Here is an 11,779-nt window from a genome sequence, read left to right as displayed (position 1 = left end):
ATAAATTGTTAATAAAGTTGTGAATTACTTTTCAATTTTTTCTTTTATGCTATTTACGTATTTTTTGAAGTTTTTGTCCTTTGCTATTTCTTCATCAATTTTTCTAATTGAGTTAATAACGGTTGTGTGATCTCGTCCTCCAAATTCGTTTCCAATTTTATTTAAAGGTTCATCTAATAATATTCGACAAAAATACATTGCTAATTGTCGAGCTTCTCTAATCATCTTAATTCTTGATTTCGAGACCATACTTTTAATTGTTACTTGGTATTCGTTTGCAACAACTTTTTTAATCTTTTTAAAGGTAATTTTTTCGTTATCGCTCATTGCTATTTTTCCAAATTCAGATTTAACATTTTCTAAAGTAAAAACAAAATCTTTTTTATTGTTAATTAATGTTAAAAATAACAATCTTTTAACAGCACCTTCAATTTTTCTAACATCACCTTTAAAATTAAGAGCAATATATTCTAAAGCATCATTATGAATTGAAGCTGATAGATTAAATTCTTTAATTTTTTCCTTTAATATTATTAAAGCTGTTTCGAAGTCTGGTGATTTTAACTCAACACTTAAACCATTTGAGAATCTTGAAATGATTCTACTTTCAAAACCATCTAATTCATCTGGATATTTATCTGATGTAATAACAATTTGTTTATTTTTTTCAATAAATGAATTAAAAATATAGAAAAATAATTCATTTGTTTTACTTCTTTTCGCCAATAATTGGATATCATCAATTAATAAACAATCATATTTATTATATGAAGTTTTAAATTCTTCAATTAAATGGTTTTTATCTTTTAAAACATCTAAAGCTAATTTTCCAAACTCATCAGCGTTTAAATATTTAACTAAGTGATTTTTATCTTCATTAACTATTTTGTTTTTAATTGAAAATAATAAGTGAGTTTTACCTAATCCCGAATCTCCGTATATAAATAATGGATTTCATTTGTTACCAATCTCTCTTGTTACCGATAATGCAGCATGAAAAGCGATATTATTAGAATCTCCTTTAATAAATCGATCAAAAGTATATTTCTTTGAAAATTCCTCTAATTTATTATCGCTATCTTCTTGTTCTTGATTATCTTCAATAATCTTCTTTTCTTTTAATATATTTAAATTTTCATTTGTTTTATTATTTTTAAACTCAGCTTCTAACTCATAATGTAATTTATATTGAATTCCATTTGTATTAAAAAGAATTCTTTCAATTTTATTATTTAAGCCAGCTTTTAAAATACTAATAGTTATTTTATTTTTACAAACGATTATTATATTATTGTCAATTATGTTCCCAAAATAGGTATTCTTAAAATATCGGTTATATAATTCTGAATCAATTGTTTCATCTTTTGCTAGTATTTCTTTTACATCATCTCAAACATTATTATTCATTTAACTAACCAATCCTTTTCGGTTATAATTATACTAAAATAATAGGGCATTTTGTAATATATGTTTTAGCAATTTTTAAAATATTTTCTTGTATTACACTTTAAAATATTATATTATCATAATGTTATTTTGCGTTTTTATAGTAAAATAGGAGGAAATATGAAAAGAACATACCAACCAAGTAAGATTAAACACCAACGTAAATGTGGGTTTAGAGCAAGAATGGCTAATGAAGGTGGAAGAAAAGTTTTATCTCGTAGAAGAGCTAAAGGTAGAAAATCTATATCAGCATAAAAGCATTTTTTAATGAAAAAAGAATATATTGTAAAAAAAAATTATGAATTCCAAGACATTATTAAAACAGGTAACATAATCAAAAGTAAAACGCATTTTTTATATTATAAAGAAAATAATATAGATAAAAATCGTGTTGGAATTTCAGTTGGTAAAAAGTTGTGTAATGCTGTTTATCGAAATTTATATAAAAGACAAACAAGAGCAATTTTAAACAGTTTTTTTTTAACACTAGATTATCAAAAAACTTACGACTTTGTATTGATTATTAGAGCTAACTTTTTGAATACAGCTTTTTTAGAAAAACAAACGTCAGTTAAAAATTCTTTTAACAAAATTAACAATAATAACAATAAACAAAAGGGGTAAAATGAATTATCGAGATTATATTTTTTCAGAAAATAAAATAAATCGAAAACCTTGATATGCAATAACTTGAAAATGATTAAAGCTTGGTCTTTATATGTTTTTAATTATTTCTATGCTTTGAGGTTGCGGACAAATGATGGTAAGTAAATACAACGTTTGACAAGTTCGTGATGTTACAGGGCAAGATGTTTACAAACCAGGGGTTTTCTTTGAAATCCTTATTGGAACATCAGGTTTAGGAAAAGAACATTATTTTAGTATTATTGATGGTCAATTACACCAATATCCTTACTTAGGGATTCAAACATGAGGAGATGCGTTTGTTAAAACAGCATCACCATTCTATGGATTCTTTGTGTTCCCAGTTTCTTGATTAATGGTTAGTTTCATTAATGGATTTGGGGGATTAAGTAATGGTGCTGGTATTATTGCAGCTATTTTCTTAACATCATTAATTATTAGATTAATTACTTTATTATTTTCGTGAAAAGCACAACGAAACCAAGACAAAATGCAGTTAATGCAAATGAAGCAAGGAGAGATTCAAGCGAAATACAAAGGTTCGCGAGATCCGGCAGCTAAACAAAAGCAACAACTGGAATTAATGTCAATGTATAAAAAAGAAGGGGTGTCACCATTATCAGCGATTGGTTCATCTTTCTTATCAATTCCTTTCCTAATTGCGATGTATACCGTTGTTAGAACTGTACGTTTATTAAAAGTAGCACAAGTTGGAGAAATCGCGTTAATTCAACAACCTTGAGACATGATTACTTCAGGATACTGAATTTACTTAGTATTATTAGTAATTTATTTACCAATTCAAGTTACATCAATGTTGTTACCAACATTACTTAACTTAAAAGGTAAAAAAGCAACAACACCCGAACAAAAGAAAGCACGTAAAAAACAATTTATTATGCAAGGGGTAATGATTGTTGTATTCTTCATTGTTACTTTAAGTATTGCTTCTGGGGTTGCGATTTATTGAATTTTCTCAGCGACAATTCAAATAACGCAAACATTAATCTTCCATTTCTTGAAAAAAAGAAAGCGTAAGAAAAACTCAGTAACAATGCGTGATCGTTTTATCAATTTATTTAACTTTAAAAAAGCAACTGCAACTTCAAATGGAACTGGTGATGTGAACCACATAGAACCAATTGATGTTACAAGTTATCAATCAAAAAATAACAAACCTAAAAAAGACAAAACTCGAACAGCTCAACCCAAGAAGAAAGTTAAAGTGTCTTTATCAAAAAAAGATAAACCAAAAAAATAAATTTTTAAAAGTAAAAAGAAATCTTTTTACTTTTTTTTGTAAAATAATAAAAAGGAATAACTTATGCAAATAAATAAATATGTTAGCCTCAATGCTTGTGCCGCTTTTGTTGATGGTTCTTTTATCAAAGGACGTAAAGGTTTTGGATTTGGAGTTGTGATGTTCTACATGGATTCTGAGCAAAACATTCATAAACTTGAATATAGTAAAAAAATTGATGATGTTCGTTTTAATGATGCTCGCAATGTTGCTGGGGAAATTTTTGGCGCTTTAAAAGCAATTGATTTTGCATATAATCACAATATAAAACAAATAACAATTTTTTATGACTACACGGGAATTGAAAAATGAGCATTAGGTAAATGAAAAGCAAACAGTGAAATTGCTAAACATTATATTGCAAAAATTTCTGATTATAAAACTAAGGTAGAAATTAAATTTTATAAAATAAAAGCACACAGTGATAATAAATATAACGATTTAGCAGACAAACTTGCTAAGCAAGCTTTAGGAAGGTAAATAAATGATTAATGATACAATTGTAGCTCCGGTAACGTCTTTTGCGACCCAAGCAATATCAGTTATTAGATTATCTGGACCTAATAGTTATGAAATTATTAATAAAGTTTTAGATCAATCCCTAAATAAATCATCTTTTAAAGTTTATTTGCGAAAAATAATGAATAAAAAACAAGTTGTTGATGAAGTATTACTAAGTTGTTTTACAAGTCCTAAAAGCTTTACGGGCGAGGATGTTATTGAAATTAATTGTCATGGGGGAATTTTAATTACAAAAGAAATAATTCAATTGTTAATTGAACATGGAGCGAGATTAGCTTTAAATGGTGAATATTCACAGCGAGCATTTTTAAATGGAAAGATAAATTTAATAGAAGCTGAAGCTATTAATAATCTAATTCATGCCACAAATAGTAATGCTAAAAAATTAGCTCAAAAAAACCTTTTTAAAAAATCATCATCTAAAATTTCACAATTAAAAGACAACCTTTTAGATATTGTTGCTAATATTGAAGTTAATATCGATTATCCCGAATATGATGGAGTAGGGGATATAACAACAGAGGATTTAAAAGATAAGTTATTTGATATAAACAAAGAATTACAAGAAACAATTTTTTATAGCAAAATTGGTAAACAACTAAACGAAGGAATTAATGTTTTAATTTTAGGACAACCAAATGTTGGAAAATCTTCATTATTAAATGCTTTAGCAAATGAAGATCGTGCAATTGTTTCTGACATTGCTGGAACAACTAGAGATATTATTGAAACAAAAATTAATTTAGATGATATTTCATTAAACATTATTGATACAGCTGGTATAAGAAAAACTAAAAATAAAATTGAAACATTAGGGATTGAAAAAGCTAAAAATGAAATAGGTAAAGCTGATTTAGTTTTATATGTTTTGGATGGAACAAAGAAACTTTCTAAAAAAGATTTAGAAATCTTAGAGTTAGTTAAAGTTAATGATAAAAAATTAATTTTAGTTGTTAATAAAGAAGATTTAGCTATAAATAAAGATTTAGAACAAACAATAAAAGATTTAAAAGAAAGTTATTTAAAAATATCTGCTAAAAATCAAAAAATTAAATCATTAGTTGATAAAATAAAAGAGATATTCTTAAATGAGGAACTTTTTAAAGATAACACAACAGTTTTAGTTGATATTAATCAAATAGCTAAACTAGAACAATGTCATCTTTTTATAAAACAAGCACTAGAAAATGTTGATAATAATATGCCACCAGACATAATTAATATTGATTTAAACAATGCTTGAAGTTTATTACAAGAAATATTAGGGAACATCAATGAAGAATCACTTCTAGATGAAATGTTTAGAAAGTATTGTTTAGGTAAATAAAGGAGTATATATGGGAATTTTTGATACACACTGTCATTTAGCATCACATAAATATCAAGATAGCGAAGAATTAGTTACAAAGATTGTAGAAGATGCAAAACAATCAAATGTTACTTTAATTAATAATGTTGGATATGATTTAGAAACAAGTATTTTAGCAACACAACAAGCACAAAAATATGAAAATGTTTATGCAACTGTTGGGTTTCATCCAACAGATGTTGATCGTTATCAAGAAGATGATTATGTTAAATTAGATAAACTAGCTGCTAGTGACAAAATAATTGGAATTGGTGAAATTGGTTTAGATTACTTTCATAAAAATGTTGAACCAGATGTACAAAAAAAATGATTTAAACGTCAAATTGAAATAGCTCAAAAATATGATTTACCAGTTATAATTCATTGTCGAGATGCCTATGAAGATGCTTATGAAATTATGGCAGAAATGAATGTCACAAAAGGTTTAATGCACTGTTATAACGGTGATTTAAATATGGCAAAAAAATTCATTGACTTAGGATTATATATTTCGTTTGCTGGAAACATTACCTTTAATAATGCTCAAGAATTAAGAGATGTTGCAAAAGAACTTCCATTTGAAAAACTTCTTGTGGAAACTGATGCTCCATATTTAACTCCACATCCTTATAGAGGAAAGTTAAACTATCCTAATTTTATTGTGTATACTGTAAGAAAATTAGCTGAAATTAAGCAAATTCCATACGAAGAAATGATTCGTATTACAACTAGAAATGCTAAAAATTTATTTTCAATCAAAGATGAATTTTAATGGATGCATTGTATTTTGTGTAAAACAGAAATAAATAATAATAATAAAATTGTTGAAGCAAAACCTGTTTTTAAGAGAAGTTTCTTTATTTCTAAAAATGTTGGACCAATGCATAATGAATGTTATATTGGATCAAAAAAATTAACAAGAATAGCAAATTTATTATATATCCCATTTACATTCTTTTTGTTCCTGGGGTTTGTGTTTGTTATTTTATTTTTTACTAATTATGATACAAATAATATAAGAATTATATTTTTGCCTTAGCAATTACATCATTTTCATTAGTTGGTATAACATTGTTAATACAAATTATAATCGTTATTAAAAATTATTTATCTTTTTCAAAAGGTAAATATCTTGAATAAATTTAATTAAACTGGAGAACTTTATGGAGAAAAACTTTGACTATTTCTTAAAAACTTTAAAAAAATCTATTTTTACTCTTGGAGATTATGTAGATATTAAAAAAGTTAGTGAAAACGTAATAGTTTTTGAAAAAGAAATAGAAGAATTTAATTTGTTTTTAANNAATCAAACATGAATAAAGATGTTTTTTTTTAATGTTTTTAAAAACAATTATAAATTTAGATTTTTATTAACTTTACTTTTTGCTTTAAGGGGAGAAAAAAATTCCATAAAAAATCTAGAACAAATAATAGAAGTAGAAGAAATGAATGAAAAAGATGCTTGAAAAATTTTTGAAGATGTAGGATTATTAAATTTTTTTAAAAGTAATAATATTTCTAATATCANNAGAGATTATTTATTGGGTGTTGAAGTGGGCATGGACACAAATGCTAGAAAAAATAGAACTGGGAACATTATGGTTAGATTAGTTGAAGAAAGTTTTTTAAACAAAAATATATCATTTCAAAAAGAAGTTTCTTCTGATTTATTTATAAAAAATTATGGTTTAAATAAAAAAGAAGTAGAAGATATTTTTAAAGTTGAAGGAGCTCCAAAAAGGTTTGATTTTGTTTTTGAATATAACAATAATCTTTTTTTAGTAGAAGTAAATGCATATAATTCCACAGGAAGTAAAATACAAGAAACAGCAAGGTCATATACTAAATTAAATGAAACAATAAAAAATTCTAAAAATTTTAAATTTATTTGAATAACAGATGGCCCTGCTTGATTAAAAAGTAAGAATGCAATACGTGATGCATATAATGAAATTAATTTTATGTTTAATTTAAAAACATTTCAAGATTTTAATATTAATGATTTAAAGGAAAATTAATGAAACCTCTAGTTAAATGAGTGGGCGGTAAAACACAATTAGTAAATAAAATATCTTCTTTATTACCGGAAAAGATAAATACATATTTTGAACCTTTTTTTGGTGGTGGAGCAATAGGTTTTAATTTGGCTATAAGTAATTCATATTTTTCAGATTTAAATGAAGATTTAATTAATTTGTATATTTGTATACGTGATGATTACAAAAAAGTTATTTATAATATAGAAAAAATGCGAATCAGTTACAATCAAGATCCAGAGAATTTTTTTTACTGTTTAAGAAGTGAAGACAGAAAAACTACCTTCAAAGATAAATGTGATTATTGAAAATCTGCAAGATTAATTTTTTTAAACAAAACATGTTTTAATGGCATATATAGAGTGAATTCCAAAGGGCAATTTAATGCTCCTTGAAATAAAAAAGAACAAGCCCCAAAAATATATGACATAGAAAATGTAATAAAAATTGCTAAATTTTTAAAAACAACAAAAATAGAATGTCACAGTTTTGAAAAAATACTAGACATTGTTAAAGAAGGTGATTTTGTTTATTTAGATCCACCATATGATAAATTAAATAGTAACTCATTTATAAGTTACAACTCATCATCATTTGACCAAAAGGAACAAAAAGAGTTGGCAGATTTTTGTCAAAAATTAAATAATAAAAATGTTAAATTTTTGCTTTCAAATCACAACACAGATTTAGTTTCTACCATTTATAAGGATTTTAAGATTGAAAAGGTGTTGGTAAACAGAAATGTTAACTCAAATGGAAAAAACAGAAAAAACCATGAAGAAGTTTTAATTAAAAATTACTAAATTTTAAATTTCCATTGGTTCGTTGTATAATGTGTAATAATTAGTAATTTAAATGAAAGAACCTTTGTTTTGAGTATAGATAATAGTGAATTTTTAGAATACATAAAAAACTATATAAATTGTATTCATAATTATCATAAAAACCATAAAATTGAAAAAATAAGAGAAATAGCTCGAGTTACTAATAGGGTTAGTGAATACTTAAACGAACAAAATATACCAAAAGATTCCGTTCTGTTAAATGATTTTTTAAATAAAAAAACTAGTAAAAATAATGATTTTAATAAAAATAAATTAGTTTACCCTTTTAAAGTTAGTTTTTCTCAACAACAATCTATTGAACATGTATTTAAAAACAATATATCTTCAATTCAAGGTCCTCCTGGAACAGGCAAAACCCAGACAATTTTAAATATTATTAGTAACATTATATTTCAAAATAAAACAGTGGCAGTTATAGCTAAAGGAAAAGAGCATGTTTTTAATATTTTCGATAGATTGAATTTTGAAATAGCAGGGAAAAAAACTAAAACCTTATTTTTTANNTTTAATTATAAAAAAACTTTTAAAGAATTTTTAAAAAAAGAAAAAATGAAGAGTTTGAAAATTTTTCGGATACATGATGAAAAAAAAAACTTAATTAATTTGTATAGGGCAAAAAAAACCATGANNAAACTGCTTAAAAAATATATATCATCATTAGAAAATAATCAACAATTAGAAGAAAAATTAATTGCTGAAAACAATAATAATGTTTTGCAAAAAAATGTAATACTGCTTTCTGAAGAAAAAAAGTTAGAATTAAATAAAATAAACGAAGATTATAAACAAATTAATATTCAATCAAATAAACTACTTCAAAAAAAAATTAAAAAATATTTTGAAATTAAAATTTAAAAAAAATTTAGTTACNATTTAGTACTGTTCACAATATTTTTCCCCAAAAAAAACGAAAAAAATAAACAACTTTATGACTATATAATAATAGATGAAGCTTCAGTTTTGGAATCAGAAATAGGTATACCTACTTTAAGTTTAGGAAAAAACATAATAATTTTAGGAGATTTAAAACAAATTCAGTCCTTTAATAAATATGATTCAGAATTAAAAACAGAGTTAAACAAAATACCAAAACCAAAAAATTTTACCGAAACATTGCATGATGTTAGTTTTATGAAACTTTCTTCTAATAGTGAAAATAGTCAAATGTTATTAGAACATTATAGGTGTCATCCGTTAATTATGCAATTTTGCAATGTTAACTTTTACAATAATAAACTTATTAATATGAAAATGTTGTCTAAAGAAGACACTCATCCATTTGAAATTAGCATTTTAAAATCATTTAGAGAAAAAAATATTGGAACAAATGAAAGTGAATTTTATAGTGACAAAATTACAATTGAAANNAAAAAGAAATATTTTAAAAAATATAAAGATAATAAAACATTATTTGTATATCCAACCCGGGATATAGCTCTTAAGACAGAAAACGAAAAAAGTGCAATCAATAAAACAGTTCATCAAAGCCAAGGAACAGAAGAAGACCTTGTAATTTTCGCCACTCCTTTTACGCATGATAATAAGGAAAATTTTAAGTTAAACAATGAACTAATAAATGTTTCCGTTTCAAGAGCTAAGAAAAAATTAATTTACATTATTTTTGAAAAATATATGCACAAAGACACTATTTATAAAAAATTATATGACCATATATTGAAAGTACAACCTTATGTTGAAAAACATGAGTCTATAAACGAGTTTGATAAACTTTCTGAAGAAAACATAGATTTATTGATAGAGATTGTTAAAAATCACGTAAAAAATGTCATGTTTGTAATGNATTGTCCAGAAGATTGTTGTATAAAGGCAATGAAAGAAAAACATTTTTTAAAATGAAATAAGTGTAATATGAAACCTCATAATCCCTCAGAAATTATTATTTTTGATATTATAAATAGTTTAAGAAGCAATATTACTAATAATTCATCAGAAATTCTATATAACTTTGAATATAAAACGCAATATTTTTTAAAAAATTTTATAGATATCAAAGATAAAAAAATAAAAGATAAATTATCGGAAAAAGAATTAGCGTTTATAGAAAATGATTCACATGTAGATTTCTTTTTAACAGATAATGATAATAATATTTCTTTGGCAATTGAATGTGATGGTTCTTTCCATGAAAAGGACTATAAAACAAAAGAGAACGATAAAATTAAAAACTCAATTCTAAGCAAGATGAATATTGATTTGTTAAGAATACCAACATATGAAAAATTTTTTTTTGATGGTAATGAGATAGATATTAAAATGTTTATTCAAAAAAACTTAAACGATTTAAAATTTTCTAAAAAAAATAAAAACATAGATCCTGATGTTTTTGATAAACACATTAAAATATGTAAAAAATGCGATGAACGTAATTTGAAAATGTTGATTCACAGTTGCCTTCTTAAAAATAATAATTTTCAAAAAGAAACATATGTTTACAATATAAACCAAAATACACCACTAAAAAGTATTGTTGAAAGTAACAATTATACTAAACTAATTTATACAGAAGAAGAAAAAAATATTATAAAAAATCATTATGTAGATTTTATTTTGAAAGATAAAAATAACAATTTAAAACTAGTTATTGATTGTTTTGAAAACACAAAAGAAAGCAACCAAGTATTACTGTTTAAAAAATCTGTTCTTAAAAAAATTGGTGTTAAATATAATTTTTTTGACATGTCTAAAAAATCAAACCAAATGGAAGCTGTAAATACCAATATAATTAAAGCGCTAAAAGATGCGGGCTTCACTAAACATAAAGTAATGGATTTTAGTGAAAGAGAAACAGAAATTTTATTAAAAATTTTAACTAAAAAAATAATAAAAATAAAACAAAAAGAGGAAATAGTAAAAAATGGATCATTTAATAAAAAAATTAACAAGCCTTATTACTTTAGGAAGCAAGAAAGAAATTAATTCTATTATAGCCAAATTTATTTTAGATAATTTAAATTTTTGTGCCAATGCTAAAACAAAAGATTTAGCCGAAAAATGTAATGTAAGTCCTTCATCTATTGTTAGATTTTGCCAGGCGCNNTTAGGTTATGATGGTTTAAATGAACTAAAATTTATTATTAAGAATAATACTGATAAAGAATTAAATTCATTAAAAGATAAAAATATAGCAATCAATAAATATTTAGATATAAAAAATCAAGCTTCTATAAACATGTTTCAAAAATATCAAAAAGAAAAAGATGTGATTTTACCTCTTTTTAATAAAGAAAGAAAAGTTCATATTTTTTGTTTTAATATTGGTTTTTTTGCAACAAAACCATTTGTGCAAAGAATGAGAAAAAAAGGTTATCACATATATTTAGAAGATGATATTTCTTTAATCGATTCTTACGTAGAGGTGTTAAATAAAAAAGATTTAGTTATTTTCATTTCTTTATCTGGAAATAATTCCTTTTTGGAAAACATTGCATTTTCAATAAATGAAAAGTGTCAAACAATTGCCATAACTGGTCAAAAAGGACCGTTAAATAAATTAACAGATTATGTTTTTGAAATAGACAATACGGAAAGTGATTTCTGAGATGTGTTTTCAATAAGATCGCAAGTTTTACAACAATTTTGAGATTACATATACATGGAAAAGTAAAATATATTTCAT

Annotated in this window: 13 protein-coding genes; 12 read left to right on the top strand and 1 reads right to left on the bottom strand. The window is 24.3% G+C overall.

The genetic code is table 4. The annotated features are described in order from the left end of the window. Positions 1 to 24 precede the first annotated feature (24 nt). Complete coding sequence (gene dnaA, locus NPX79_RS01865) at positions 25 to 1,407, bottom strand: chromosomal replication initiator protein DnaA (RefSeq protein ID WP_381415427.1); 1,383 nt, start codon at positions 1,405 to 1,407, stop codon at positions 25 to 27. 159 nt (positions 1,408 to 1,566) lie between these two features. On the opposite strand from dnaA, the gene rpmH reads away from it, so the two are divergent. The 12 genes from rpmH (at position 1,567) to NPX79_RS01805 (ending at position 11,767) form a co-directional block, all read left to right on the top strand. After that, a complete protein-coding gene (rpmH, locus tag NPX79_RS01860; protein ID WP_381415426.1) occupies positions 1,567 to 1,701 on the top strand; it encodes a 50S ribosomal protein L34 in 135 nt (44 codons plus the stop codon). Between the two features lie 12 nt (positions 1,702 to 1,713). Continuing rightward, positions 1,714 to 2,070 (top strand): ribonuclease P protein component, encoded by a 357-nt coding sequence (rnpA, locus tag NPX79_RS01855; RefSeq protein ID WP_381415425.1) that lies wholly within the window; start codon positions 1,714 to 1,716, stop codon positions 2,068 to 2,070. A gap of 1 nt (position 2,071) precedes the next feature. Continuing rightward, positions 2,072 to 3,352, top strand: coding sequence for a membrane protein insertase YidC (gene yidC / locus NPX79_RS01850; RefSeq protein ID WP_381415424.1), 1,281 nt, complete (start codon positions 2,072 to 2,074; stop codon positions 3,350 to 3,352). A 63-nt stretch (positions 3,353 to 3,415) separates the two neighbouring features. Then, positions 3,416 to 3,871, top strand: a complete 456-nt coding sequence (locus tag NPX79_RS01845) for an RNase H family protein (protein ID WP_381415423.1) — start codon at positions 3,416 to 3,418, stop codon at positions 3,869 to 3,871. A gap of 4 nt (positions 3,872 to 3,875) precedes the next feature. Continuing rightward, the gene (gene mnmE, locus NPX79_RS01840) at positions 3,876 to 5,240 is read left to right on the top strand and encodes a tRNA uridine-5-carboxymethylaminomethyl(34) synthesis GTPase MnmE (protein ID WP_381415422.1); all 1,365 of its coding nucleotides are present in this window, start codon (positions 3,876 to 3,878) and stop codon (positions 5,238 to 5,240) included. Between the two features lie 10 nt (positions 5,241 to 5,250). After that, the gene (locus NPX79_RS01835) at positions 5,251 to 6,033 is read left to right on the top strand and encodes a TatD family hydrolase (protein WP_381415421.1); all 783 of its coding nucleotides are present in this window, start codon (positions 5,251 to 5,253) and stop codon (positions 6,031 to 6,033) included. A 3-nt stretch (positions 6,034 to 6,036) separates the two neighbouring features. Continuing rightward, entirely contained in the window at positions 6,037 to 6,300 is a 264-nt protein-coding gene (locus NPX79_RS01830; RefSeq protein WP_381415420.1) for a hypothetical protein, read from the top strand. Positions 6,301 to 6,424: 124 nt separating this feature from the next. After that, positions 6,425 to 7,279: a DpnII family type II restriction endonuclease gene (locus NPX79_RS01825; RefSeq protein ID WP_381415419.1), complete on the top strand. Its 855-nt coding sequence runs from the start codon at positions 6,425 to 6,427 to the stop codon at positions 7,277 to 7,279. Next, positions 7,279 to 8,100: a DNA adenine methylase gene (locus NPX79_RS01820; protein WP_381415418.1), complete on the top strand. Its 822-nt coding sequence runs from the start codon at positions 7,279 to 7,281 to the stop codon at positions 8,098 to 8,100. Before NPX79_RS01825 ends, NPX79_RS01820 begins: the two co-directional genes overlap by 1 nt. Positions 8,101 to 8,169: 69 nt before the next feature. Further along, a complete protein-coding gene (locus tag NPX79_RS01815) occupies positions 8,170 to 8,997 on the top strand; it encodes an AAA domain-containing protein (RefSeq protein WP_381415417.1) in 828 nt (275 codons plus the stop codon). A gap of 105 nt (positions 8,998 to 9,102) precedes the next feature. Further along, a complete protein-coding gene (locus NPX79_RS01810) occupies positions 9,103 to 11,079 on the top strand; it encodes a DUF2726 domain-containing protein (RefSeq protein ID WP_381415416.1) in 1,977 nt (658 codons plus the stop codon). Further along, positions 11,018 to 11,767, top strand: coding sequence for a MurR/RpiR family transcriptional regulator (locus NPX79_RS01805; protein ID WP_381415415.1), 750 nt, complete (start codon positions 11,018 to 11,020; stop codon positions 11,765 to 11,767). Before NPX79_RS01810 ends, NPX79_RS01805 begins: the two co-directional genes overlap by 62 nt. Positions 11,768 to 11,779: the final 12 nt, after the last annotated feature.

Origin of the sequence: Spiroplasma endosymbiont of Anurida maritima, assembly GCF_042465095.1 — a bacterium.
Lineage (GTDB): Bacteria > Bacillota_I > Bacilli_A > Mycoplasmatales > Mycoplasmataceae.
Note: the sequence above shows the minus strand (reverse complement) of the source record. Positions and strands in the feature narration are given on the sequence as shown.